The sequence below is a fragment of the Streptomyces naganishii JCM 4654 genome (genome assembly GCF_014650575.1).
Lineage (GTDB): Bacteria > Actinomycetota > Actinomycetes > Streptomycetales > Streptomycetaceae > Streptomyces > Streptomyces naganishii.
Window position 1 is genome coordinate 1 of record NZ_BMVF01000003.1, and the last position, 25,765, is coordinate 25,765.

The 25,765-nt window shown below is 73.9% G+C and carries 21 protein-coding genes; 17 read left to right on the plus strand and 4 right to left on the minus strand.

Translation table 11 applies throughout. The annotated features are described in order from the left end of the window. The 4 genes from IE217_RS05450 to IE217_RS05465 all read left to right on the plus strand — a co-directional run. Positions 1 to 354 (plus strand): alpha-glucosidase C-terminal domain-containing protein (locus tag IE217_RS05450; protein WP_190176566.1); only part of this gene is annotated, 354 nt, incomplete at its 5' end. A gap of 29 nt (positions 355 to 383) precedes the next feature. Further along, complete coding sequence (locus tag IE217_RS05455; RefSeq protein WP_190176567.1) at positions 384 to 1,772, plus strand: maltokinase N-terminal cap-like domain-containing protein; 1,389 nt, start codon at positions 384 to 386, stop codon at positions 1,770 to 1,772. Between the two features lie 4 nt (positions 1,773 to 1,776). Next, a complete protein-coding gene (glgB, locus tag IE217_RS05460; RefSeq protein WP_190176568.1) occupies positions 1,777 to 4,005 on the plus strand; it encodes a 1,4-alpha-glucan branching enzyme in 2,229 nt (742 codons plus the stop codon). 135 nt (positions 4,006 to 4,140) lie between these two features. Next, a complete protein-coding gene (locus IE217_RS05465; protein ID WP_190176569.1) occupies positions 4,141 to 5,229 on the plus strand; it encodes a glutamate--cysteine ligase 2 in 1,089 nt (362 codons plus the stop codon). 25 nt (positions 5,230 to 5,254) lie between these two features. Here IE217_RS05465 and IE217_RS05470 read toward each other — a convergent pair whose 3' ends face one another. Beyond that, positions 5,255 to 5,488, minus strand: a complete 234-nt coding sequence (locus IE217_RS05470) for a DUF6480 family protein (RefSeq protein ID WP_190176570.1) — start codon at positions 5,486 to 5,488, stop codon at positions 5,255 to 5,257. A gap of 152 nt (positions 5,489 to 5,640) precedes the next feature. On the opposite strand from IE217_RS05470, the gene IE217_RS05475 reads away from it, so the two are divergent. The 3 genes from IE217_RS05475 to IE217_RS05485 all read left to right on the plus strand — a co-directional run bounded on the left by IE217_RS05475 (position 5,641) and on the right by IE217_RS05485 (position 8,459). Continuing rightward, entirely contained in the window at positions 5,641 to 7,548 is a 1,908-nt protein-coding gene (locus tag IE217_RS05475) for an AMP-dependent synthetase/ligase (RefSeq protein ID WP_190176571.1), read from the plus strand. A gap of 153 nt (positions 7,549 to 7,701) precedes the next feature. After that, on the plus strand, positions 7,702 to 7,941 hold the full coding sequence (locus IE217_RS05480; protein ID WP_190176572.1) for a hypothetical protein: 240 nt from the start codon (positions 7,702 to 7,704) through the stop codon (positions 7,939 to 7,941). An 83-nt stretch (positions 7,942 to 8,024) separates the two neighbouring features. Further along, complete coding sequence (locus IE217_RS05485) at positions 8,025 to 8,459, plus strand: ATP-binding protein (RefSeq protein WP_190176573.1); 435 nt, start codon at positions 8,025 to 8,027, stop codon at positions 8,457 to 8,459. A gap of 24 nt (positions 8,460 to 8,483) precedes the next feature. Here IE217_RS05485 and IE217_RS05490 read toward each other — a convergent pair whose 3' ends face one another. From IE217_RS05490 to IE217_RS05500, 3 genes are all read right to left on the minus strand, one after another. Next, entirely contained in the window at positions 8,484 to 8,942 is a 459-nt protein-coding gene (locus tag IE217_RS05490; RefSeq protein WP_190176574.1) for an ATP-binding protein, read from the minus strand. A 160-nt stretch (positions 8,943 to 9,102) separates the two neighbouring features. Beyond that, complete coding sequence (locus tag IE217_RS05495; RefSeq protein ID WP_190176575.1) at positions 9,103 to 9,474, minus strand: PRC-barrel domain-containing protein; 372 nt, start codon at positions 9,472 to 9,474, stop codon at positions 9,103 to 9,105. 160 nt (positions 9,475 to 9,634) lie between these two features. Further along, entirely contained in the window at positions 9,635 to 10,018 is a 384-nt protein-coding gene (locus IE217_RS05500; RefSeq protein WP_190176576.1) for an STAS domain-containing protein, read from the minus strand. A gap of 284 nt (positions 10,019 to 10,302) precedes the next feature. On the opposite strand from IE217_RS05500, the gene IE217_RS05505 reads away from it, so the two are divergent. The 10 genes from IE217_RS05505 (at position 10,303) to IE217_RS05550 (ending at position 25,628) form a co-directional block, all read left to right on the plus strand. Continuing rightward, positions 10,303 to 14,583, plus strand: a complete 4,281-nt coding sequence (locus IE217_RS05505) for a HAMP domain-containing protein (protein WP_190176577.1) — start codon at positions 10,303 to 10,305, stop codon at positions 14,581 to 14,583. Positions 14,584 to 14,620: 37 nt separating this feature from the next. Next, positions 14,621 to 17,086 carry a SpoIIE family protein phosphatase gene (locus tag IE217_RS05510; protein WP_190176578.1) on the plus strand — a complete coding sequence of 822 codons (2,466 nt, stop codon included), beginning with the start codon at positions 14,621 to 14,623 and terminating at the stop codon, positions 17,084 to 17,086. Between the two features lie 106 nt (positions 17,087 to 17,192). Next, positions 17,193 to 18,077: an SDR family oxidoreductase gene (locus IE217_RS05515; protein WP_190176579.1), complete on the plus strand. Its 885-nt coding sequence runs from the start codon at positions 17,193 to 17,195 to the stop codon at positions 18,075 to 18,077. A 125-nt stretch (positions 18,078 to 18,202) separates the two neighbouring features. Further along, positions 18,203 to 18,604 carry an STAS domain-containing protein gene (locus IE217_RS05520; RefSeq protein WP_190176580.1) on the plus strand — a complete coding sequence of 134 codons (402 nt, stop codon included), beginning with the start codon at positions 18,203 to 18,205 and terminating at the stop codon, positions 18,602 to 18,604. A 385-nt stretch (positions 18,605 to 18,989) separates the two neighbouring features. Next, positions 18,990 to 19,889 (plus strand): STAS domain-containing protein, encoded by a 900-nt coding sequence (locus IE217_RS05525; RefSeq protein WP_190176581.1) that lies wholly within the window; start codon positions 18,990 to 18,992, stop codon positions 19,887 to 19,889. Then, positions 19,886 to 20,311 carry an STAS domain-containing protein gene (locus tag IE217_RS05530; RefSeq protein ID WP_190176582.1) on the plus strand — a complete coding sequence of 142 codons (426 nt, stop codon included), beginning with the start codon at positions 19,886 to 19,888 and terminating at the stop codon, positions 20,309 to 20,311. Before IE217_RS05525 ends, IE217_RS05530 begins: the two co-directional genes overlap by 4 nt. Then, positions 20,311 to 20,751 (plus strand): anti-sigma regulatory factor, encoded by a 441-nt coding sequence (locus IE217_RS05535; RefSeq protein ID WP_190176583.1) that lies wholly within the window; start codon positions 20,311 to 20,313, stop codon positions 20,749 to 20,751. Before IE217_RS05530 ends, IE217_RS05535 begins: the two co-directional genes overlap by 1 nt. Beyond that, positions 20,751 to 22,145: a SpoIIE family protein phosphatase gene (locus IE217_RS05540; protein ID WP_190176584.1), complete on the plus strand. Its 1,395-nt coding sequence runs from the start codon at positions 20,751 to 20,753 to the stop codon at positions 22,143 to 22,145. The genes IE217_RS05535 and IE217_RS05540 overlap by 1 nt, the downstream gene beginning before the upstream one ends. Then, entirely contained in the window at positions 22,142 to 23,914 is a 1,773-nt protein-coding gene (locus tag IE217_RS05545) for a PP2C family protein-serine/threonine phosphatase (protein WP_190176585.1), read from the plus strand. The genes IE217_RS05540 and IE217_RS05545 overlap by 4 nt, the downstream gene beginning before the upstream one ends. Before the next feature lie 331 nt (positions 23,915 to 24,245). Beyond that, positions 24,246 to 25,628 carry an NAD(P)/FAD-dependent oxidoreductase gene (locus IE217_RS05550; protein ID WP_190176586.1) on the plus strand — a complete coding sequence of 461 codons (1,383 nt, stop codon included), beginning with the start codon at positions 24,246 to 24,248 and terminating at the stop codon, positions 25,626 to 25,628. The last annotated feature ends 137 nt before the right edge of the window (positions 25,629 to 25,765 follow it).

Here is a 25,765-nt window from a genome sequence, read left to right on the forward strand (position 1 = left end):
TCCTCCCCCTCGTCGCTGCTGCACTGGACCCGCCGCATGATCGAGATCCGCAAGCAGAACTCCGCCTTCGGACTCGGCTCGTTCACGGAACTGCCGTCCTCCAACCCCTCCGTGCTCGCCTTCCTGCGCGAGTACAGGGACGACCTGGTCCTGTGCGTGCACAACTTCTCCCGCTTCGCCCAGCCCACCGAGCTCGACCTGCGCGCCTTCGACGGCCGCCACCCGGTCGAGCTCATCGGCGGGGTGCGCTTCCCCGCCATCGGCGAACTCCCCTACCTGCTGACCCTCGCGGGACACGGCTTCTACTGGTTCCGGCTCACCCGAGTCGCATCCCGGATCGGCCGGCGAGCTTGAGCGTGCGGCCGACGAAAGGAGGCGTGACCATGCCGAAGACCGCATCCCTGACACCCGTGCCCACGTCCCTGGCCGGGCCGATGGCCTCGCTGGCGTCGCTGCTGCGCGAATGGCTGCCCCGGCAGCGCTGGTTCGCCGGCAAGGACCGGCCCGTCACCGATCTGCGGCTGCTGTCGATGACGGAGCTGTTCCCGGGCTGTCTGCATCTTCTGGTCCACGCCGAGCACGCCGGTGTCCCCACGGGCCACGGCGGCGTCCCCGCCCCGGCCGGCACCGTGGTGCCGCCGCCCGCCGACTGCTACCAACTGCTGCTCGGCGTGCGGCAGCAGCTGGCCCCGCGGCTGCACCGGGCGTTCATCGGCCGGCCGGTCGAGGGCCCGCTGGCCGGCCTCGCCATCTACGACGCGCTGTGCGACCCGCGCTCGGCGCAGCTGCTCCTGGAGCGGCTGCGGCACCCGGGCGCCTCCGGCCCGCTGCGCTTCGAGGCCGATCCCTCGGTCCTCATCCCCGGCGGCCTGGTGCCCAGGCTGCTGGACGTCGAGCAGTCCAACTCCTCGATCGTGTACGGCGACGAGTTCATCCTGAAGGTCTTCCGCCGCATCCAGCCGGGCGTCAACCCGGACCTGGAGGTGCCCTGGGCGCTGGCCCGGGAGGGCTGCAGCCGTGTCCCCGCCCCCGTGGCCTGGCTGCGGACCACCCAGCCGGAGCCGGCCACGCTCGGGGTGCTCCAGCCGTTCCTGCGCGACGCGGCCGACGGCTGGACCCTGGCCCTGCGGGCGCTGGCCACCGGCGACGACTTCACCGCGCAGGCGCACCAGCTGGGCCAGGCCACCGCCGAGGTGCACCTGGCGCTGGCGGGCGCCTTCCCCACCGGGGCGCACCGCGACATCGGGCGCACGGCGGCCGCGATGACCGAGCGCCTGGAGTCCGCGGCGCACAGCGTGCCCGCGCTGAAGCCGTACACGACCCGGCTGCGCACCGCGTTCGCCGCGCTGGCCAGCTGCGACGCCGGGCCGCCCGCCCAGCGCGTGCACGGCGACCTGCACCTGGGGCAGGTGCTGCGGGCCGGGCGCGAGTGGTTCGTCATCGACTTCGAGGGGGAGCCGTCCCGTCCCCTCGCCGAGCGCCGCATCCCCGAGTCCCCGGTGCGGGACGTGGCGGGCATGCTGCGCTCCTTCGACTACGCCGCCCGCCAGCGCCGCCCCTGGCGGCCGGAGTGGGCGCGCCGCTGCCGGGAGGCGTACTGCGCCGGCTACGCCTCCCGGGCCGGCTGGGACCCCCGCAAGAAACACGCCCTGCTGCGGGCCTACGAGACGGACCGTGCCGTGTACGAAGTGCTGTACGAGGCCCGGCACCGCCCCGACTGGCTCGCCGTACCGATGGCGGCGATCGAACGTCTCGCCGTGAGAGGAGGCTGAACCGGTGGCACTGCGCGACACGTCACTTCCCGAGCCGTCCGGACCCGTCCCGCCCGCGGCGGGACCGGGCGGGGCGGCCCCGCCCCTGGACCCCGCCGACCGTGAACGCCTGCTGTCCGGCGCGCACCACGACCCGCACGCGCTGCTCGGCGCGCATCCGGTGCCGGGCGGGATCGCCGTCCGGGCGCTGCGCCCGTTCGCCCGTGCGGTGAGCGTGGTGACGGACGGCGGGCGCACCCCGCTCGTCTCCGAGGGCGACGGCCTGTTCTCGGCCGTGCTGCCGCTGGAGGCGATCCCCGAGTACACGCTCCTGGTCGCGTACGAGCAGGAGGAGTACGAGGTCCACGATCCCTACCGCTTCCTGCCGGCCCTCGGCGAGCTGGACCTGCACCTGATCCGCGAGGGCCGGCACGAGCAGCTGTGGCGGGCGCTCGGCGCGGAGCCCATGACCCACCAGGGCGTGCGCGGCACCCGGTTCACGGTGTGGGCGCCCAACGCCCGCGGTGTGCGGGTGGCCTGCGACTTCGCGTACTGGGACGGGACCGCGTTCCCGATGCGCTCGCTCGGCGCGGCGGGGGTGTGGGAGCTGTTCCTGCCCGGGGTCGGCGAGGGCGTGAAGTACAAGTTCGAGATCACCTCGCAGTACGGCGGCCGGTTCCTGAAGGCCGACCCGATGGCCCGCCGCACCGAGGTGCCCCCCGACACGGCCTCCGTCGTGACGGCCGCGCACCACGAGTGGGGCGACGCCGAGTGGATGGCGCACCGCGGGGACACCCCGGTGCACGAGGCGCCGTTCTCGGTGTACGAGGTGCACCTGCCCTCCTGGCGCCCAGGGCTGACGTACCGTCAACTCGCCGAGGAGCTCCCGGCGTACGTCAAGGACATGGGCTTCACGCACGTGGAGCTGATGCCGGTCGCCGAGCATCCCTACGGGCCGTCCTGGGGCTACCAGGTGACGTCCTACTACGCGCCGACCGCGCGCCTTGGATCACCGGACGACTTCCGGTACTTCGTCGACTCCTGCCACCGGGCCGGCATCGGCGTGATCATGGACTGGGTGCCGGCGCACTTCCCCAAGGACGACTGGGCGCTGGCCCGCTTCGACGGGGACCCGCTGTACGAGCCGGGGAACGCGCAGCGCGCCGAGCACCCGGACTGGGGCACGTACGAGTTCGACTTCGCCCGGACCGAGGTGCGCAACTTCCTGGTCGCCAACGCCGTGTACTGGTGCGAGGAGTTCCACATCGACGGGCTGCGCGTGGACGCGGTCGCCTCGATGCTCTACCTCGACTACTCGCGCGACTCCGGCCAGTGGACGCCCAACCAGTACGGCGGCCGGGAGGACCTGGACGCCATGGCCTTCCTCCAGGAGATGAACGCCACCGTCTACCGGCGGGCGCCGGGCGTGGTCACCATCGCCGAGGAGTCCACCGCGTGGGGCGGGGTGACCGCGCCGACGGACGCCGGCGGGCTGGGCTTCGGGCTGAAGTGGAACATGGGCTGGATGCACGACTCGCTGCAGTACATGAGCAAGGAGCCGGTGCACCGCAAGTACCACCACCACGAGATGACGTTCTCGATGGTGTACGCCTACAGCGAGAACTACGTGCTGCCGATCTCGCACGACGAGGTGGTGCACGGCAAGCAGGCGCTGGTGTCGAAGATGCCCGGCGACTGGTGGCAGCGGCGCGCCGACCACCGCGCCTACCTCGCCTTCATGTGGGCCCATCCCGGCAAGCAACTGCTGTTCATGGGGCAGGAGTTCGCGCAGGGCGGGGAGTTCTCCGAGAAGCACGGGCCCGAGTGGTGGCTGCTGGACGACGGCTACTGCGCGGCGGGCGACCACCGCGGGGTGCGGGACCTGGTGCGCGACCTGAACACGCGCTACCGGGCCACGCCCGCGCTGTGGCAGCGCGACACCAGCCCGGAGGGCTTCCGCTGGGTCGCCGTGGACGCGGCCGAGGACAACGTCTACGCCTTCCTGCGGTTCGACGCGGCCGGCGCCCCGCTGCTGTCGGTGTCGAACTTCTCCCCCGTGGTGCGCGAGGGCTACCGCCTCGCCGTGCCCGAGGAGGTCACGGCCTGGTGCGAGGTCCTGAACACCGACGCCGCCCGCTACGGCGGCAGCGGCGTGACCAACCCCGACCCGGTCAAGCCGGAGGACGGGCACATCGCCCTCACGCTGCCACCGCTGGCCACGGTGTGGCTCACGCCGTACCCGGCTCCCTCCTGAGCCCGGCCCGCCCCGGGCCGGCCGCCGGATCCGTGAACCGCACCCAGGTGTCCGGCCGCCGTCCCGGGGCAGTCGGGGTCGTACGACCCGGCGGCCTGCCGGTGTCACGGCACAGTGAGGGAAGGGCGGCGGAAGGTGCGGACCGTCGGAGTGGAGGAGGAACTCCTCCTGGTGGACCCGGAGACCGGCGAGCCGAAGGCGCTGTCCGCGGCGGTGCTCGCCCGGGCCGAGGCCAACGACGCGGACCAGGACGTGTTCGAGAAGGAGCTGTACGGCCAGATGCTGGAGTTCGCCACGCATCCGCGGACGGACATGGCCCGGCTCGGCGAGGAGATCGTCCGCTGCCGCAAGGAGGCGGCCCGGCACGCCGGGGAGATCGGCTGCGCGGTCGCCGCGCTGGCCACCTCACCGCTCCCGGTGAGCCCCACGATCAGCATGAACCGCCGCTACCAGTGGCTGGCCGACCAGTACGGCATCGCCACCCGCGAGCAGCTGGTGTGCGGCATGCACGTGCATGTCGCCGTGGAGTCCGACGAGGAGGGCGTCGCGGTCGTGGACCGCATCCGCCCGTGGCTGCCGGTGCTGCTGGCCATCAGCGCCAACTCACCGTTCTGGCAGGGGCAGGACAGCCGTTACGACAGCTACCGCAGCCGGGTGTGGGACCGCTGGCCGTCGGCCGGCCCGACCGAGCTGTTCGGGTCGCCGGAGCGGTACCACCGGCGGGTGGCGGACATGGTGGCCACCGGGGTGATCCTCGACGAGAAGATGGCGTACTTCGACGCCCGGCTCTCGGAGCGGTACCCCACCGTGGAGATCAGGGTCGCGGACGTGTGCCTGCACGCGGACACCGCCCAGCTGATCGCCACCCTCGCCCGCGGCCTGGTGGAGACGGCGGCCCGCGACTGGCGGGCGGGCGGCGAACCGGTGGACCACAGTGTGAGCCTGCTCAGGCTGGCCTCGTGGCAGGCCGCCCGCGCCGGGCTCGCCCGGGAGCTGCTGCACCCGGCGACCATGCGGCGCCTGCCGGCCGAGGCCGTGCTGCGGGCGCTGCTGGAGCACGTCGCCGACGCGCTGGAGGCCACCGGCGACCTGCGCCCGGCCGAGGAGGCCGTCGGGGAACTGCTGCGCCGCGGCAACGGCGCCCGGGTGCAGCGCGAACTGCTGGAGGACGGCAAGGGCCTGCGGGACGTCGTCACGGAGTGCGTGCGGCGCACCCAGGGCTGAACCCCGCACGCCGGTGCGGCGGTCCTCAGAAGATCAGCCCGAGGGCGTAAGCCAGGAAGCCGACGGCCATCACCAGGACGAGCAGGAGGATGAGGGTGAGGGGGGCCTTCGCCCAGCCCCGGGACGTGCTGTCCCGCTGGCGGGGACCGGCCTCGGGCATGCTGCTCTCCGCCGGCGGGGTCTCGCCGGGCGGCACACCGCCCCCCGGTTCGAGTCCGGGGGTGCTGCGGGGATCGGGGTCCGGATTGACGTAACTCATGGGCCCCGAGTCCCCCGATCCGCCCGAGATCAACGAAACGGCACCACTTCCCGGTTCGCCCTCCCGGGGCGCGCCCGCCTGGGCTACATTCGACCCGCTCGACAACGGTACTCATCGGCGGAGTCACCCTCCGTGAACCCCAGGAGCAGCGCATGCGCGACTTCGCCCTCGCTCCGTCCGCCGTCACCTCCCTGACCGGCGGGCTCGCCGACAGCGTCTTCGAGACCGCGGAGCTGCGGCCGACGCTGCCGGTGCTCGCGCGCCGCCCGGACCCCGCCTCGCCGGTCTGGGAGGAGGTGACCGCCGTGGAGCTGCGGGACCAGGTCTGCGACCTCGCCCGCGGCCTGGTGGCCTGCGGCATCTCCCCCGGCCACCGTGTGGCGGTCATGGCCCGCACCCGCTACGAGTGGACGGTCCTGTCCTACGCGCTGTGGGCGGTCGGGGCCGAGGTGGTGCCCGTCTATCCGACGTCCTCGCGCGAGCAGGTGGAGCACATCCTGCGGGACTCCGGGTGCGTGGCCGTCGTCGTCGAGGACGAGCAGGGCGTGATGACCGTCGGCTCGGTGTGCGCGACCCTGCCGCGGCTGCGGCACGTGTGGCAGCTGGACGCGGGGGCGCTGGCGCACCTGGTGGAGCGCGGCGCGCGCATCCCCCCGACCACCGTCGACTCCCTGCGCCGGATCGTGCTGCCGGACGCCACGGCGGTGATCGCCTACACCTCCGGCACCTCCGGGCGCGCCCTGGGCTGCGCGCTCAGCCACCGCGCGCTGGCCAGCCCCTGCGACACGCTCCTGGCGGGCTGGGGTCACACCGCGGCACCGCCCGGCGAGCAGGGCTCCGTCCTCGCCTTCCTGCCGTTCTCCCACGTGTACGGCCTGATGATCCAGGGGCTCTGCATCCGGGGCGGCATCCTGATGGGCCATGAACCCGAGCTGGGCGAGGCGGCCCTCGCCTCCGCCCTGCGCTCCTTCCGGCCGACGTACTTCTACGCCGTGCCGTCGGTCTTCGAGAAGATCTACAAGAACTTCCTGCGCGCCGCGCAGCAGTCGGGCCGCGGCGCCCTGTTCGAGCGGGCCGCGGGCACCGCGCGGGACTTCGCCGAGGCCCTGGAGCGCCAGCGCACCGGACGCGGCTCGGGCCCCGGATTCGACCTGCGCCTCCAGCACGCCCTCTACGAGCGGACGGTGTACCGCAAGCTGCGCGCCGCGCTCGGCGGCAGGGTCGTCCGCGCGACGTCGGGCGGCTCCCCGCTCAGCCGCGAACTGTCCCTGTTCTACGAGGGCATCGGCATCTACGTGCACGACGGCTACGGGCTCACCGAGACCGCCGGCGGCATCACCATGCAGCCGCTGGGCGCGGAGAAGTCCGGCACGGTCGGCAAGGCGCTGCCGGGCACGGTGATCGAGGTCGCCGACGACGGGGAGATCCTCGTGCACGGGCCGTCGGTGTTCCAGGGGTACGTGGGCGACGAGGCCGCCAGCCGGGCCGCGCTGCGCGGCGGCTGGCTGGCCACGGGCGACATCGGGCACCTGGACGCCGAGGGCTACCTGACGATCACCGGGCGCAAGAAGGACGTCATCATCACCAGCGGCGGCAAGAGCGTGGCGCCCGCCCCGCTGGAGCAGCGGCTGCGGGCGCACCCGCTGGTCCACCAGGCGGTGGTCGTCGGCGACAACCGGCCGTGCGTGGGGGCGCTGATCACCCTCGACCCGGACTTCCTCATCCACTGGCGCGCCGCGCTGGCGCTGCCGGGCGACGCCCCGGGCCGCGAGGCCCGTGAGGAGAACGCGCTGCGGGAGGAGATCGGGCGGGCCGTCGCGGCCGCCAACAGCGCGGTGTCCCGCTCGGAGTCCATTCGCGTCTTCCGTGTCCTGCCCGAGCCGTTCGACGTGGCCAGCGGGCTGCTCACCCCGTCGATGAAGCTGCGGCGGGACGCGATCGTGCGCCACTACGCCTTCGAGATCGACGCCATGTACCAGGCGCGCGGCCGTGCGGGGCGGCGGAGCGCGGCGGCCGACGCTGCGGCCGACTGGGACGACTCGGACAACGTCTTCCGCTGATCGGCGCGGGCAGGCGTGACGCGGGCCGTGCGCGAGACCTGCTGTCGCGTGCGTCCGGCGCGTCTTCTGGAACGACGTCGGCGTTCCCGGGCGGGGAGGGCGTCAGGCCTCCGGCCGACCATGCCGCCGGCGCGGCGTGAGAGAGTCGCCCCCATGACGCACCACCGCCGCCGGCAACTGCTGTGCGCCCTGTTCGCCGTCCCCGTGGGCGCGGTGGCCGCGTGGAGCGCCGCCGTGCGGCTGTGGGTGCCCGCGTGCGTCCTGGCGCTCGCCCTGCCCGTCCTGCTCACCGCGTCGGCCCGCGCCGGCCGTGCCCACCGGACGCTGGTCGCCGCGTACCGGCGCGCGGCGCGGGCGGCCGCGGCGGGCCGGCGGGGTGAGAGCGACGCGTAGGCTTCGCGCGCTTGGGAACAAGACTGTGGTACGGAAGGGAAAAGAAGGACGACGCCCGGCGCGCACCGGGCCGGAAAGGCGAGATGGCAACCGAGCCGCATTGGGACGACACACTGGCTACCGAGGGGATTCCGAGCCGCACAGCTCGCTTCGCGGGTGAGCTGCACCACGTGACGGGTGCACGCCTCGCCGCGGAGGAGTTCCTCGACGACCTCGCGCAGTCCTCGCTGCCGGCCGCCCCCGAGCACTTCGACGACATACTGCTGGTCGTCACGGAGCTCGCCGCGAACGCCGTGCAGTACGCGCCGGGTCCCTTCGCGCTGAGCATGCGCCGGACCTTCGACGGGGTGCACGTGACGCTGAGCGACACCAGCACCACTCCCCCGGCCCCGCGTCCCTTCCACCCCAGCCGCGGTGGCGGCGGCATCGGCTGGCACCTCGTGCACACACTGTGCGACCAGGTCAGCGTCGTGGTCAACGACCACGGCAAGGACGTACACGTCTTCCTGCCCTGGTGAGACACCGGCCCGTGGCCGGCGCTCTCACGCGGTGTCCGGCCGGCCGCTCTCCCGCAGCGGCACCAGGACGCTGACGCTCTTGCCGCCCCCGTCGAGGCGGTCGACGGCGATCTCCCTGGCCAGCCGGACGATCAGCGGCCAGCCGTAGCCGCTGCCGTGGTGGCCGCGCGGCAGCTCGCCCGAGCCCAGCGCGCCGCGCGGGACCACGTCGCTGCGGTCGCGCACCACCACCCGTACGCCGTCGCCGTCCACCGCCGCATCGAAGCCGGCGAGCCCCTGGCCGTGCCGGATGGCATTGGTGACCAGCTCGGAGACGACCAGCAGCAGGTCGACGACGTCCTCCTCGCGGGCCGTTCGCAGCGGCGAGTCCCATTTCTCCCGCACCACCGACCGCGCGTACGCGCGCGCCTCGGCCGCGCTGGTCACCGCGGCCGGGCCCTGCCCGGCGCCGGCCTCCGCCCGCTGTCGCTCCTCGCTTCTCACCGTTCGGTCACTGCCCGGGGCACCTCCGTCGCCGCCTCGCCCGGTGGCGAGCTCGCTCCTGCCGCCCGGGCCCCGCGGGCCCGGACCCCCGGGCGGCTTCACGCGCCCGTGGGCCGCTCCAGCATAGGAGCGGCGCGCCCGGCCGGGCGCGGGGCGCCGGTCAGGCGGTGGCCGCGTCGTGTGGCGGCAGCCCGTGATAGTACGCCCCCACGCTCGTGAGGTAGCCGGGGTCCCTGGTCTCGCTGTCGGTGCGGAAGCGCGGCGCCGCCTTGATCTCCGCCCGCGAGCAGGCCACCGTCACCCTGCGCTCCCCGGGGTCTATGCCGGCGATCACGCCGGCCGGCACCAGCACGCTCTTGCCGAACACCCACACCCCGGTGTCCACGACCAGGTGCCGCATCCCGGCGGGGTCCGCCTCGCGGTCCACATGGCCGACGGTCCCGTCGGTGGCGACGACCGCGAAGCCGGTCAGGTCCAGTTCCCGCGGACGTGCGACCTGCGGCGGATACGACCAGACGCTGTCGATGGTCACGCTGCTCCTTCCTCCCCTGGCGAACGGGGGCCTCCCCTGGTGAACGGGCCACGAACAGGTCACGAACGGCTCGCCAACCGGTTCACGAACGGGCTCTCACCGCACCAACTACCCTGCGGCGACAACCGCATTCAGCGGCGTCCGGCCTCGTGGGCCGCGCTCAGGAACCCGTCGGGCGTGCCCCCACGCCGGGTCGCACGGGCGGGGCGGTGAGCAGTTCCAGGGTGCCGGTCATCTCCAGCAGGCGCTCCAGGGCGGCGGGGCGCTCGTCCAGGTGCAGCGCGATGCCCGCCTCGTCCGTACGGCGGCGGATCCGCAGCAGCGCGGACAGGCCCGAGGAGTCGACGCCCCGGAGCCCGGAGAAGTCCAGGCGCAGCTCGCGGACCGGGTGCCGGGCGGCGTGGCGGCGGGCCAGCAGCGTGGTGACGGCATGGAGGAACTCGTCGTGGCCCGCGTAATCGAGGTCGCCCCCGACGCGCACCACGACGGCGTGGTCGCGGCTGTCCAGGGTGAGGGTGAGGGGCGAAGGCTGCACAGTGGTCATACGGATGCTTCCGGGTTCCGGGATGTTCGGGTCGTCAACCCGTCCGGCTACCCCGGTTCCCGTGGGTGACACACGCTTCTACCGGACGACTTCGCGGACGGGATCCGTTGACGCGATTGTTTTGTTCGGGGCGGCCCGGGTGGGTTAGCCTTCGGCGTATTTTCTCTTCGCGCGACCCGCATGACATGCGAAAACGCGCGAGCGACACACACGGGCCCACGGCCCGGAGGGGGTTCACCAGCCCTCACCGCCGAGGGCTCCCGGGGAGCGGGACGAGGGTGCGCATGACCAGCGACAGGACCGAGAGCACCGGCACCGTGCCGCCCGTGCCGGGCGACCGGGAGCTGCGCCAGCTGCTGGCCGGTCTCACGGCCGTGCGGGACGGCGACTTCGGCACACGGCTGCCCGAGGACGCCGACGGGCTCATGGGCGACATCGCGACCGTGTTCAACGGCATGGTCGACCAGCTGTCCGTGTTCACCTCCGAGGTCACCCGGGTGTCCCGCGAGGTCGGCACCGAGGGCACGCTCGGCGGGCAGGCCGAGGTGCCGGGGGTGTCCGGGACCTGGGCCGACCTGACCGACTCGGTCAACGCCATGGCGGGCAACCTGACCACTCAGGTGCGTGACATCGCCCAGGTGGCGACCGCGGTGGCCAAGGGCGACCTCTCCCAGAAGATCGACGTACCGGCGCGCGGCGAGATCCTCCAGCTCAAGGAGACCGTCAACACGATGGTCGACCAGCTCTCCGCCTTCGCCGACGAGGTCACCCGCGTCGCCCGCGAGGTCGGCACCGAAGGACGCCTCGGCGGCCAGGCCAAGGTGCCCGGCGTGGCGGGCGTGTGGCGGGACCTGACCGACTCGGTGAACTTCATGGCGGGCAACCTGACCAACCAGGTCCGCAACGTCGCCCAGGTGACCACGGCGGTGGCCAAGGGCGACCTCTCCCAGAAGATCACCGTCGACGCACGCGGCGAGATCCTGGAACTGAAGAACACCATCAACACGATGGTCGACCAGCTCTCCGCCTTCGCCGACGAGGTCACCCGCGTCGCCCGCGAGGTCGGCACCGAAGGACGCCTCGGCGGCCAGGCCGACGTCAAGGGCGTCAAGGGCACCTGGCGGGACCTGACCGACTCGGTGAACTCCATGGCGGGCAACCTGACCAACCAGGTCCGCAACGTCGCCCAGGTGGCGACCGCGGTGGCCAAGGGCGACCTCTCCCAGAAGATCACCGTCGACGCACGCGGCGAGATCCTCGAGCTGAAGAACACCATGAACACGATGGTCGACCAGCTCTCCGCCTTCGCCGACGAGGTCACCCGCGTCGCCCGCGAGGTCGGCACCGAAGGACGCCTCGGCGGCCAGGCCGACGTCAAGGGCGTCTCGGGCACCTGGAAGGACCTCACCGACAACGTCAACGTGATGGCGTCGAACCTGACCGGTCAGGTCCGCTCCATCGCCCAGGTCGCCACCGCCGTGGCGCGCGGCGACCTGTCCCGCAAGATCACGGTGGAGGCCAAGGGCGAGGTCGCCGCCCTCGCGGACGTGATCAACACGATGGTGGACACGCTGTCCGCGTTCGCCGACGAGGTCACCCGCGTCGCCCGCGAGGTCGGCACCGAGGGACGCCTCGGCGGCCAGGCGCACGTGCCGAACGTGGCGGGCACCTGGAAGGACCTCACCGACAACGTCAACTCGATGGCGAACAACCTCACCGGCCAGGTCCGCAACATCGCGCTGGTGACGACCGCGGTGGCCAGGGGCGACCTGTCGAAGAAGATCGACGTGGACGCGCGCGGCGAGATCCTGGAGCTGAAGACGACCATCAACACGATGGTCGACCAGCTCTCCGCCTTCGCCGACGAGGTCACCCGCGTCGCCCGCGAGGTCGGCACCGAGGGACGCCTCGGCGGCCAGGCCGAGGTGGAGGGCGTCTCCGGCACCTGGAAGCGGCTGACGGAGAACGTCAACGAGCTGGCCGGCAACCTGACCCGCCAGGTCCGCGCGATCGGCGCCGTGGCCAGCGCGGTGGCCGAGGGCGACCTGACCCGCTCGATCACCGTCGAGGCCTCCGGCGAGGTCGCCGAGCTCAAGGACAACATCAACTCCATGGTGGAGTCCCTGCGCGAGACCACGCGGGCCAACCAGGAGCAGGACTGGCTCAAGACCAACCTCGCGCGGATCTCCAGCCTGATGCAGGGCCACCGCGACCTGCCGGTCGTGGCCGAGCTGATCATGGAGGAGCTGACGCCGCTGGTGTCGGCGCAGTACGGCGCGTTCTACCTCGCCGAGGACGGCGAGCGCGGGCCCGAGCTTCGGCTGGTCGGCTCCTACGGCAGACCTGACGACGACGAGCGGCCCACCCGCTTCTCCTTCGGGCGCTCGCTGGTCGGCCAGGCCGCGCGCAGCCGCCGCACCATCACCGTCGACGAGCTGCCCCAGGGCTACGTCACCATCTCCTCCGGGCTCGGCCGGGCCGTGCCGACCGCGCTGGTGCTGCTGCCGATCCTGTTCGAGGACCAGGTCCTCGGCGTGATCGAACTGGCCTCCGTCACCCCCTTCCGGCCGATCCACCGCGACTTCCTCGAGCAGCTGCGCGAGGCCCTCGGGGTCAACGTCAACACCATCGTGGCCAACGCCCGCACCGACGAGCTGCTGGACGAGTCGCAGCGGCTGACCGCCGAACTCCAGGTCCGTTCCGCCGAGTTGCAGTCGCAGCAGGAGGAGCTCCAGCGCTCCAACGCCGAACTGGAGGACAAGGCCTCGCTGCTGGCGGCGCAGAACCGCGACATCGAGGCGAAGAACCTCCAGATCGAGCAGGCCAGGCAGGAACTGGAGGCCCGCGCCCAGCAGCTGTCGCTGGCCTCGAAGTACAAGTCGGAGTTCCTGGCGAACATGAGCCACGAGCTGCGCACCCCGCTCAACAGCCTGTTGATCCTGGCGCAGTTGCTCGCGCAGAACCCCTCGCGCAACCTCACCCCGAAGCAGGTCGAGTACGCCGGGATCATCCACTCCGCGGGCTCCGACCTGCTCCAGCTGATCAACGACATCCTCGACCTGTCGAAGGTCGAGGCCGGCAAGATGGACGTGGCCCCGGAGCGGGTGCCGCTGCGCCAGCTCATCGAGTACGTCGAGGCCACCTTCCGGCCGATGACCAGCCAGAAGGGCCTGGAGTTCGGCGTCACCACCGCCGCCGGCGCGCCCGCCGACCTGCTCACCGACGACTCACGGCTGCGGCAGATCCTGCGCAACCTGCTGTCCAACGCGGTGAAGTTCACCGAGCAGGGCGGTGTGGAGCTGTGCATCGAGCCCGCCGCCGACGAGGAGGTGCCGCCGGGGGTCGTCCGGGGCGGCGCCGTCGTCGCGTTCCGCGTGAAGGACACCGGCATCGGCATCCCCGAGCAGCACCTGGAGTCGATCTTCGGCGCCTTCCAGCAGGCGGACGGCACCACCAGCCGCAAGTACGGCGGTACGGGCCTGGGCCTGTCCATCACGCGGGAGATCGCCCATCTGCTCGGCGGCGCCGTCGCGGTGGACAGCGCCCCCGGCCGGGGCAGCACCTTCACGCTGTTCCTGCCCGTGACCCGCCCGGACTTCGAGCAGCTGCTCGGCAGCGGCCGTGCCCCGGAGCGGGTGCCGGCCGATCTGGTCGCCGCCGCCGGGGACGAGGTCGCCGCCGTCAAGCAGGGCGGCGCGGCCCGGCAGCGGCCGCGCCGGCTGCTGGTGGTGGAGGAGCGCACGCGCGGGCTGCTGACCCTGGTGGCCGAGAGCGTGGTCGCCGACGTGGCCCGGCACGGCCCGGACGACGGCGGCGCAGCGCCCGCGGTGGACGTCATCACCGCCGTCGGGGCGCAGGAGGCGGCGGGCGCGCTCGCCGCCGAGCCGTTCCACTGCGTGGTCCTGGACCTGGACATGCCCGAGGGCGAGGCGTCCCGCTTCCTGCGGGCGCTGGCGGGCGACTCGGCCCTCGCGGGCGTGCCCGTGCTCATCCACAGCGGCCACCGCCCGGACGTGGCCCGGGCCGAGGCGCTGCGCTCGCACCACGACGACGGGGCGATGGAGTTCCTCTCCAGCCTGGACGAGCTGCGCGAGCGCATCGCGCTGCACCTGTCCGCGGAGGAGCCCGGGGACGTGCTGTCCCTGGTGCGCGCCGAGGAGCCGCAGGAACTCGCGCCGGTCGACGACTCCTTCCACGGCCGCACCGTCCTGGTCGTCGACGACGACGCCCGCAACCTCTTCGCGCTGAGCGGGATCCTGGAGCTGTACGGCTTCCGGGTGCTGCACGCGGAGAACGGGCGCAAGGGCATCGAGACGCTCCTGGAGCACCCGGACATCGCGCTGGTGCTGATGGACGTGATGATGCCGGAGATGGACGGCTACACGGCGACGGCCGAGATCCGCAAGCTGCCGCGGTACGCCGACCTGCCGATCATCGCGGTCACCGCCAAGGCGATGCCGGGCGACCGCGAGAAGTCGCTGGCGTCCGGCGCGAGCGACTACGTCACCAAGCCCGTCGACACCCACGACCTCATCGCCTGCGTCCGGCGCTGGCTGTCCGCGTGAGCCCGCGAGCGTCGTCCAGCCGAGGAGTGTGCGCATCATGAGCACGTCGGAGGAGTCACGCGAGCCGGCCGCCGAGCCGCGCGAGCCGGCCGTGGCCGGACTGCGCCCGGAGCCGTCCGCGTACGCCGCGGCCTCGGCCGTCGGGGACCCGGCGCACCAGGACGTGGGGGGCGTCCCCCCCACCTCCCCGGTGGGCCGGCTGGCCGCCACCGTGGAGCGGCTGCGCCGGGAGGTGCGCACGGCGCAGGCGGAGGCGGAGGGCCGGGCCCTGGTCGAGCTGGCCAAGGGCATCCTGGTGGAGCGGCTGGGCTGCGGCCCGGCGCAGGCCGCCCGGCAGCTCGCGGAGCTGGCCGAGCAGGCCGACGTGACCCCGCTTGAGTTCGCGGTGGAGGTCATCAACCAGGCCGCCCGGGACCGGGTCTCCGAGGTCACCGACGCCTTCCTCGCCGCCGCGTCGGGCGCCGCGGAGCGCGAGTCGGCCGCGGTGCGGCTGCGCGCGGCGGAGAGCGGGGCGCTCGCCGCCGACGACACGCAGGCCGTGGCCGACTCCCTGCTGGAGCACGCGCTGCGCCCGCTGGGCGCGGTCGCCGTGGCGGTCTGGGCCGCGGGCGCCGACGGCTCGCTCACCCTGGCGGGCAGCGCCGGGTTCTCCCCGGCCGAGGCGGCCCGCTGGCGCTATGTGCCGCCGGAGGTGGCCACGGTGGCGCGGCGGGGGCTGACCGAACGGACCGGCCAGTGGTTCGCGTCGCTCGCCGACACGGGTCTGCCCACCGTCGGCCGGCACATGCACCCGGAGGGCGGGCGCGTGGCGGTGCCCGCGGGCACCGGGGGGCGCATCCACGGCGTACTGGAGATCGCCTGGTCCCGGCCGCTCGAGCCGCAGCCGCCGCAGGTGGTGCGGCAGGTTGAGGCGCTGGCCGAGCTGTGCGCGCACACGCTGGAGACGTACACGCCCCGCCAGGACGCCGGCCAGGAGCCGCGGGTCCTGCCGGACGCGGCCGAGCTGATGGACCTGGCCGACGGCCTGCACGACCCGGCGCTCGTGCTGGTGCCGTACGTCGACGGCTCGGGACAGCTGGTGGACTTCCGCATCCAGCACGTCAACGGCCGCTTCCTGGACCCCGGGGGCCGGCCGCGGGCGGTGGTCAGCGGGGCGCTGCTGCTGGAGGCCTTCCCCATGGCCGCCGGGAAGAGCGAGCTGTTCCAGCGCGTGGAGCGGGTGTACGCCACGGGTGAGCCGTTCCGGGCGCACCGCATGCACCTGACGGCGCTCGTGGACCAGGTGTCGCTGTCGGCGGTGGCGGACATCAGCATCAGCCGGCACGGCAACTGCGTGCTGCTGATCTGGCGCATCGAGGACGAGACGGCCCGGCTGGCGAGCCTGCTCCAGCACGCCCAGCGCCTCGGCCGGATCGGCGGCTTCGAGGAGAACCTGCTCACGGCCGAGATCACCTGGAACGACCAGCTGTTCGACCTGTACGGCCGTCCCCCGTCGAGTACGCCGGTGCCGCTGGAGTCGCTGCCCGCGCACGCCCACCCGGACGACGCGGTGACCATCGGCCGGTTCCTGCGGACCCTGCTGCACCACCGCCGTCCGGCGTCCGCGGCCTTCCGGCTCCAGCGGCCGGACGGGGTGACCCGGCACATCCGGCTGGTGGCCGAGCCGGTCCTCGACACCGACGGGCGGCCGCTGCTGGTGCGCGGCGCCTACCAGGACATCTCCGCCCAGCACTGGACGGAGGTCGCGCTCGCCGCGACCCGCGACCAGCTCGCGCACACCGAGCAGCAGGCGACCGAGCGCAACCGGCTGACCCTTCAGCTCCAGCACGCGATCATGCCGCCGACCCAGGCGCCGCTGAAGGTGCCCGGACTGGAGATCGCGGTGCGCTACCGGCCCGCCGAGACCGAGCAGCTGGTGGGCGGCGACTGGTACGACTCGGTGGTGCTGCCGTCCGGGCTGGTGCTGCTGTGCGTGGGCGACGTCGCCGGGCACGGCATCGAGGCCGCCACCAGCATGGTCGTCCTGCGCAACGCGCTGCGCGGTCTGGCGGTGACGGGCGCGGGCCCCGGCCAGCTGCTGTCGTGGCTGAACATCGTGGCGCACCATCTGACCGGCGCGGTCACCGCCACCGCCGTGTGCGGCCTGTACGACCCCGCGCGGCGCACCCTGCGCTGGGCCCGGGCCGGGCATCTGCCGCCGGTGCTGGTACGCGGCCCGGAGGCGGCGCCGCTGCCCCTGGTCAAGGGCATGCTGCTGGGCGCCGTGCCGGAGGCCGTGTACGAGGAGGCCGAGGTGGCGCTCGCGGCGGAGGACACGCTGCTGATGTACACCGACGGCCTGATCGAACGGCGGGACCGCTCCGTGGAGGAGTCGCTCACCCACCTCCTGACCACGGCCCGCTCGGCGCCGAGGACGCTGGACCAGCAGCTGGACCGGCTGCTGACGTACAGCAGGTCCGACACGGACGACGACACCTGTCTGGTGGGCATACGGCTCGGGTGACTTCCCGGGTTCACCCGTTTCGCCGGGTGTGCGGCGCGCGTGCCGGGGCACTTGGACGCGGCGACGCACACCCACCGATCCGGGTGTACCCCACGGAGGTGCCCACATGGCCGACGACCGCCCGCAGGACCCCACGACCCGCCATCCGCGGCCGGAGTTCCCCCAGCAGGAGCAGGAGCACCCGGGCTGGACCGGCCCGATGGACCCGCCGCCGGACCACGGCGAGGAGTCCTACCGGGGCAGCGGCCTGCTGACCGACCGGGCGACCCTGCTGACCGGCGGCGACTCGGGCATCGGCCGCGCGGTGGCGATCGCCTTCGCCCGTGAGGGCGCGGACGTGGTCTTCACCCACCTTCCCGAGGAGGAGAAGGAGGCTCGGGAGACCGCACGGCTGGTGGAGGAGGCGGGGCGCACCGCGGTGCCGGTGGCCTGCGACATCCGCGAGGAGGACCGGTGCCGGGAGCTGGTGGACCGCGCGGTCGCGGAGTTCGGCCGCATCGACGTGCTGGTGAACAACGCGGCGTACCAGATGTCCCAGCCGGACGGCATCGGCGCCATCTCCACCGAGCAGTTCGACCGGGTGGTGCGGACGAATCTGTACGGCATGTTCTGGCTGTGCCGGATGTCACTGCCGCACATGCGTCCCGGCGCCTCGATCATCAACACCACGTCCGTGCAGGCGTACAAGCCCAGTCCGCACCTTCTGGACTACGCCATGACCAAGGGCGCCATCGTCACGTTCACGCAGGGACTGGCGCAGATGGTCGCCGGTGACGGGATCCGCGTCAACGCGGTGGCCCCGGGGCCGGTGTGGACGCCGCTGATCCCGGCGACGCTGCCGGACACCGCCGAGTTCGGCAAGCAGGCGCCGCTCGGGCGGCCGGCGCAGCCCGCGGAGATGGCGCCGGCGTATGTGTTCCTCGCCTCACAGCGGGCGAGTTTCATCACGGCCGAGGTCCTCAACGCGACGGGCGGCACGCCGCTGCCGTGAGGGTGGCGGCAGGGTGTGCGCATGAGCGGTTGATTCGCGGGTAGGCGCGCGGGCGCAGTGCGGGTCACCACGCGTCGCCGACACGGGTGCCCGGCACTGGCCGCAAGCACTCGTTGGAGGTACTCGTGACCCTTGCCCAGAACCCGCTGTCCGTCGAGGTCACCCTGCCTCGCAAGGACGTCGCCCTGCTGACGGTCGAGGGCTATCTGGACGTCGACACCGCGACCGAGCTGCAGGCCCACCTGGCCAACCAGCTGCACCACGGCCGGCGGCACTTCCTGCTCGACCTGTCCGGCGTCCCCTTCATGGACTCCTCCGGCATGAACATCATCCTCCGGGTCTACCAGGAGGTACGCGAACTGCCCGGCAGCGTCCACATCATCGCCCCGGCCCCTGCGGTACGGCGGATCCTGGACCTGACGGGCGTCAGCATCACGGTCCCGGTCTCGGAAACCGTGGAGGAGGCCCTGGCCCTGGCCGAACGCCAGCCGGAGGGCCCCCAGACCTCCGGCGACCCGGCCCTCTGAGGCGGGCCGGGGCAGGGCGGCGGCGCGGGCCCGGCGACCACCGGGCCCGCCGGGTGCGTCAGGGCCCACCGGGCGTGCCGCGTCCCGGCGGAGCGTCGAGCCGGCGGGCGATCCCGGAGGGCGGGCCGCCAAGGCGGTGTACGCGCCTGGACGACAGGGTGGAGACGGGGCGCGCGGGATCGACGAGCGGGAAGCGCGGTCGCCCGCCGGGACCGGCGCGGCGCGGGCCCGGCACCACAGGTGCCGGGTCGGCCGCCTCTCGAGGCAGCCTGGGCCACCCGAGGGCGCGGGCGCAAGCGCGCTGCCACAGGACACCAGCGGTCCGCGTCGGAGACGTGAGGGGAATGCAATGTTGGGCAAGGACAGACGAGGAGTTGAGCGGTAGGTGCCGGAGTACGGAGCTGCGGGGCAGGGTGGAACGGCGGCGCGGGAGGTCGGGGGGTTCTTGCTCCGGCGCAGGGAGCAGATCGCTCAGCGGTGGGCCGACGAGACGCTGTTCCGCACCGTGTTCACCGTTTCCCGGGAGGAGGCGGTGGAGGCGGGGCGGACCGTGGTCGAGGCGCTGGCTCAGGTGGCCGGCGCGGACCTGTCGGCGGACCCCGAGGCCCCGGGTTTCCTGGTCGTACGCGAACAGCTGTCCCAGATCGGTTCCGCCCGCACCCGGACGGGGCTGACGCCCTCGCAGGTGTCCCACGACGTGGACGCCCTCCGCCCGCCCACGGTCGACCTGCTGGTCGCCGACCTGCCGGACGCCGCTCCGGAGGCGGTCCGCGAGGCCACCAACGTACTGACCGTTCTGATGGGCACCCTGCGGCTGGTGGTGATGGAGACGGCGCTCAGCGAGGGCCAGGCCCTCATCGACCGGCAGCGGCTGCAACTGCTGGAGATGACCACGCCCGTCATCCAGCTGTGGGACGGCATCGTCGCCGTACCTTTGATCGGGACGCTGGACAGCGCCCGCAGCCAGATCGTGATGGAGACGCTGCTCGAGTCGGTCGTCGAACAGCGGGCGCGGTTCGCGATCCTCGACATCACCGGGGTGCCCACCGTCGACTCGCTGGTCGCCCAGCACCTGATGAAGACGGTGGCCGCGGCCAGGCTGATGGGCGCGGAGTGCGTGGTCTCCGGGATCCGCCCGGCCATCGCGCAGACCATCGTCCACCTGGGACTCGACCTCGGTACGGTCGTCACCCGCGCGACCCTCGCCGACGCGCTCGGCTACGCCCTGCGCAAGCTGGGCACCGACATCGTCAGCGAGGCGTCCCACGGTGCGGGTGAGCGGTGACCCGGGACTTCCCCCCGCCCGTCACGGGGCACGTGCCGGTGCTCCGGCTCGGCGACGTGCTGCTGGTCACCCTCCAGGGAGACCTGCACGACAGCACGGCCGAACAGCTCCAGCAGGACATCGGCGAGGCCATCACCCGCAACCGGGCCGCGGGAGTGGTCATCGACGTCTCCGGAGTGGAGATCGTCGACTCCTTCCTCGGCCGCGTGCTCGCGGAGATCGCGGCCAAGGCGCGGCTGCTGGCCGCCGAGACGGTCGTCGCGGGCATGCGGCCCGCGGTCGCCATCACCATGGTGGAGCTGGGTCTGTTCCTGCCGGGGCTGCGTACGGCGCTGAGCACCGAGGACGCCATACGGCTCGTCGGCGGCGGGGACGCGCACCCGGCGGCCCGTCCGGGCGGCACGCGCCAGGGGAGCCCGTGATGGAGACCGCGGCGGGCGTGGAGGCCTGCTTGCCGATCCGTTCGGACATGGACCTGGTGTGGGTGCGCCAGCACGTGCGCCAGGCGGCTGCCCTGCTCGGGTTCGGCCTCGTCGACCAGACGAAGCTGGTCACGGCGGCCAGCGAGCTGGCACGCAACACCCTGGTGCACGGCGGCGGCGGCCGGATGGAGGCGGCGCACGTGGTCCGCGGGCGGGTGAACGGGCTCCGCCTGGTCTTCGCCGACGACGGTCCGGGCATCCCCGACCTCGACCGCGCGCTCACCGACGGCTACACCTCCGGGGACGGCCTGGGGATGGGGCTGGGCGGGGCCCGGCGGCTGGTGCACGAGTTCGCGATCGACAGCGCGCCCGGCGCCGGCACCACCGTCACGGTGACCAGCTGGTCGGTCCGGCCTCCGCTCCCGCGCGAGGAGGCCTGATGCCGCGGGTGTGGGACGTACCGGTGCACGACTCGACCCGGGTGCGCGACGCCCGGGTCGCCGCGGAGGGCGCGGCGGAGCTGGCCGGTCTGGACCGGGCCCGCGCCGACGCCGCCGCGCTGGTGGCGACCGAGCTCGCCACCAACCTGCTCAAACACGCCGCGGGCGGCCGCCTCGTCGTCGAGGTGGTGTCGCCGCCGGACGCCGGGGGCGGCGCGCGGCGGTCCGCGGTGGTGCAGATCGCGGCCGTCGACCACGGCCCCGGCATGGCCGACGTGGCCGCCGCCCTGCGCGACGGCTACACCACCGCCCACTCCCTCGGCGCGGGACTGGGCACCTGCCGGAGGGTGGCCGACGACTTCCACCTGCACAGCACACCCGGCCGCGGCACGGTGGCGGTGGCCCGCCTCGGGCCGGCCCGCCCCAAACGAGCGGCCGGACACCCGGCGGACCGAGCGACCGGGCGGGAGGCGGACCCCGGGCCCGGACGGGCGGCCGGACGGGAGACGGACCCCGCGCCCGGACGGGCGGCCGGACGGCCGGCGGACCCGGCGGCCGGACGGGGAGCCGACTCCGCCGCCGGACGGCCGACCGACCCCGCGGCCGAGCGCCCTGCGCACCCCGCCGCCGGACGGCCGACGGACCCGGCCGGGCGGGCCGCCGACCCGGCCGCCGGCAAAACCGACCCGTCCCTCGGCGCGACGGGCTGGACGTCCGGCGAACCCGGCCGGTCGCCCGACGCGACCGGCGCGGTGCCCTCCCCGCCGTCAGGGTCCGGGCGCACCGGCGTGCGCGCCGGCGGGCTCAACGTCCCGTACGCCGCGGCGGAGTACTCCGGTGACGCGTGGGCCTGGGCGGGTGCCGGGGAGCTGCGGACGCTGCTGCTGGCCGACGGGCTCGGGCACGGCCCGGAAGCGTCGCGGGCCTCCGCCGCGGCGGTGGAGGCCCTGCACCGCTCCCCCCGCCTCTCCCCCGCCGAACTGCTGCGGCAGCTCGACGCCGCGCTGCGCGGCACCCGGGGCGCGGCCGTCGCCGTGGCCCAGCTCGACCTGCGCGAGAGGGTGCTGCGCTTCGCCGGCATCGGCAACATCGGGGCGCGGCTGCGCGAGGCGGGCTCCTGGCGTCCGCTGCTGTCCCGGCCGGGCATCGTCGGCGTGCACCGGCACGCCAACCTGCCCGAGACCCGGCTGCCCTGGACGGACGAGAGCCTGCTCGTCGTGCACAGCGACGGCCTGCCCAGCCGCTGGACCCCGCCCGCCGAACCGGGCCTGCTCACCGCCGACCCCGCGCTGGTGGCCGCCGTGACGATCCGCGACGCGAGCAGCTCCGCCCGCCCCGTACGGGACGACACCGCCGTGGCCGTACTGGCTCCGAACCCGCCGGAGCGCCCATGACCCACACCTGGCGCATCAGCACCGTCACCGACGCCGCGCGGGCCCGGATCGCCGTGGCCCGCCTGGCCGCCGCGCACGGGGTGCCCACGCTGGAGCGCACCCGGCTGGCCACCGCCCTGAGCGCCCGCCTGCGGCAGTGCCTGACGAAGGGCGGCACCTGGACGCTGGAAGTGCGCGGCCCCGGCCGGGGCGACGGCGAGGGCCTGCTGGACATCACCGTGACACCGGCCCGCGACGCGAGCGCCGCCGGCGAGCCGCCGTGGCGCACGGCCGTCGCCTGTCCCGAGCCCGGCGAGCCGCCGGACGGCGAGGTCCCCGGCGACGCGGCTGCCCTCGCCGAGGCGCTGCTGGGCGCCGACGAGGACACCGCGGCCGCCCTGGACAGGCTCACCGAGCAGGAGAAACTGGTCGCCTTCCACCGGGAGGAGCTGCACCAGACCAACCAGGGCGTACTGGCGCTGCACGCCGAGCTGGACGCGGCCGGGCGGGCGCAGCGGGAGGCGTTCGCCGCCGAGCGCAAGGCACGCACGGAGGCGGAGGACGCCCGCCGCAGGCTGACCTTCCTCGCGGACGCCAGCGCGGTGCTGACGGCCTCGCTCAACCACGAGGAGATCGTGCGGCTCCTGTCCGACCTGCTGGTTCCGCGGTACGCGGGCAGCGTCGACGTATGGCTGTTCGACCACGAGGGCGAGCGGGCCCGGCCCGCGCCGCATCCGGCGGCCGCGGTCCTCGCCGCCCGCACCGGGCGGCCGCAGTACGCGGCGGACCACCCGAGCGGCATGCCGGGCGTGGAGGACCGGCCGCCGTCCGCGCTGGACCCGGCGCGCCCGCTGCTGTGCATTCCGCTGCCCACGCGGCGGGCGCCGCAGGGCGTGCTCACGCTGTCGCCGCCCGGCGGGCGCTGGGACCCCGACGACGCGGTCATGCTGATCGAGCTGACCCGGCGGGCCAGCATCGCCATCGACAACGCGCGCCGCTTCGAGCACAACCGCGACATCGCCGAGACACTCCAGCGCGCGCTGCTCACCGACCTGCCCACCACGCCGGGCCTCGGCCTGGCCGCGCGGTACCTTCCGGCGACGCGCGGGCTGAACATCGGCGGCGACTGGTACGACGCCTTCCGGCAGCCGGACGGCAGCCTCATCACGGTGATCGGCGACGTCACCGGCCACGGGCTGCACGCGGCGGTGATGATGAGCCAGCTGCGCACCGCGCTGCGCGCCTACGCCGTCGACGGCGGCAGCCCGGGGCAGCTGCTGACCCGGCTGCACGTGTTCCTGCACCACCTCCAGCCCGACCTGTACGCCACCGCCGTCATCGCCCGCTTCCACCCGGACGACCCCACTCTCACCTGGGCCGCCGCGGGTCATCCGCCGCCCATGCTGCGCATGCCGGACGGGCGGGTGCGCGTGCTGGACGCCAAGCCCGGCGCGATGCTCGGCATTCCGCTGCGGCAGGAGATCGGCGACCACACCGTGCGCCTGTCCCCCGGTTCGACGCTGGCGCTCTACACCGACGGGCTGGTGGAGCGGCGCGCACAGGGCATAGACCCGGGCGTCGAGCGTCTCGCGGCCGCGCTCGGGACGTTCGCGTCGGCCGAGCTGGACGCCGACCTGGAGGGCTCGGCCGACCGCCTGCTGGAGCCGATGCTGAGCGACTCCGAGCGCGACGACGACGTGTGTCTGCTGCTGTGCCACATCGACAGCGCGGCAGGGCCGCCCGCGGCGACCACGCCGGCATCGGCGGCCGCGGGCGACCGGCACGCCTGACCGCCCCCGCGACCGGGTACGGCCACTCGCCCCGGGCCCCTCGCCCCGGGCACCCGTTCGCACCAGAGGCCCGCACCGGCCCCGCGGTCCGGTCCGGCCCGCCGCCCGCGCGGGCCGCCGTCATGGATCGCGCCGTCGCGGGCACTCGTGCGGGCGTTCCGCCTGGTGCGGACGGCCCCCGGTGGGGGCATCGTGGTGCTCGGCGCGTGTGTCCGGTCGCGGGCCCGGGCCGGGCCCCATGGACCGGTGAGGACGGATCGCCGAGGTGCGAATCGGCGATCCAGGGGCAGGCGCATGGCGTCGAGGCAGACCGCCTGGAGCCGCAGAAGGGATGAACACCGTGACACGACCCAGGATCCTGGTGGTTGGCGCAGGCTTCGCCGGGGTGGAGTGCGTACGCCGTCTGGAACGCAGGCTCTCCCCGAACGAGGCCGACGTCACCCTGGTGACGCCGTTCGCCTACCAGCTCTATCTGCCCCTGCTGCCCCAGGTGGCCTCCGGGGTGCTCACGCCCCAGTCGATCGCCGTGTCCCTGCGCCGCAGCAGGAAGTACCGCACCCGCATCATCCCGGGCGGCGCGATCGGCGTGGACCTGAAGGCCAAGGTCTGCGTGGTCCGCACCGTCACCGACCGCGTCGTCGAGGAGTCGTACGACTACATCGTGATGGCTCCGGGCAGTGTCACCCGCACGTTCGACATCCCGGGTCTGACGGACCACGCCTTCGGCATGAAGACCCTCGCGGAGGCCGCCTACATCCGCGACCACGTCATCACCCAGCTGGACCTGGCCGACGCCAGCGAGGACCCGGCCGAGCGGGCCGCGCGGCTGCAGTTCGTGGTGGTGGGCGGCGGTTACGCCGGCACCGAGACGGCCGCGTGTCTCCAGCGCCTGACGCACGCCGCCGTCAAGCGCTACCCACGCCTCGACCCGTCCCTGATCAAGTGGCACCTGATCGACATCGCGCCGAAGCTCATGCCGGAGCTGGGCGACAAGCTGGGCCGCTCCGCCCAGGAGGTGCTGCGGCGGCGCGGCATCGAGATCTCGCTCGGGGTGTCCATCGCCAAGGCCGGTCCCGAGGAGGTCACCTTCACCGACGGGCGGGTGGTGCCCACGCACACCCTGATCTGGACGGCGGGCGTCGTGGCGAGCCCCCTCATGGCCACCCTCGGCGCCGAGACGATCAAGGGGCGGCTCGCGGTGACCCCCGAGATGTGCCTGCCGGGCTACGACGGGGTGTTCGCCCTCGGCGACTCGGCGGCCGTGCCGGACCTCGCCAAGGGCGACGGCGCGGTGTGCCCGCCGACCGCGCAGCACGCGATGCGGCAGGGCAAGCGGGTGGCGGAGAACGTCATCGCGACCTTGCGCGGCGAGCCCATGCGGCCCTACGAGCACCGGGACCTCGGCCTGGTCGTCGACCTGGGCGGCACGGACGCGGTCGCCAAGCCGTTCGGCGTGGAGCTGCACGGGCTGCCCGCCCAGACGGTGGCCCGCGGCTACCACCTCGGGGCGCTGCGCACGAACGTCGCCAAGACCAGGGTGGCCACGAACTGGCTGCTCAACGCCATCGCCGGGGACGACTTCGTGCGGACCGGCTTCCAGGCGCGCAAGCCCGCCAAGCTGAAGGACTTCGAGTACACGGACGCGTACATGACGCCGGAGCAGGTGCGCGAGCACGTGGAGCGGCGGGCCGGGGCCGGGACCGGACAGCCCTGACGCCGCGCGCGCGACGGCGACGGCGGCGCCGGGGGCGCCGGCCGGGCGGCGGTGCACGCGGGCGCGGGCGTCCGCTGGCGTCCGCGGGGCGCGGCCGGGCCGTGGGAAGCGGCCCGGCCGCGGAGTGCCATGCTGGG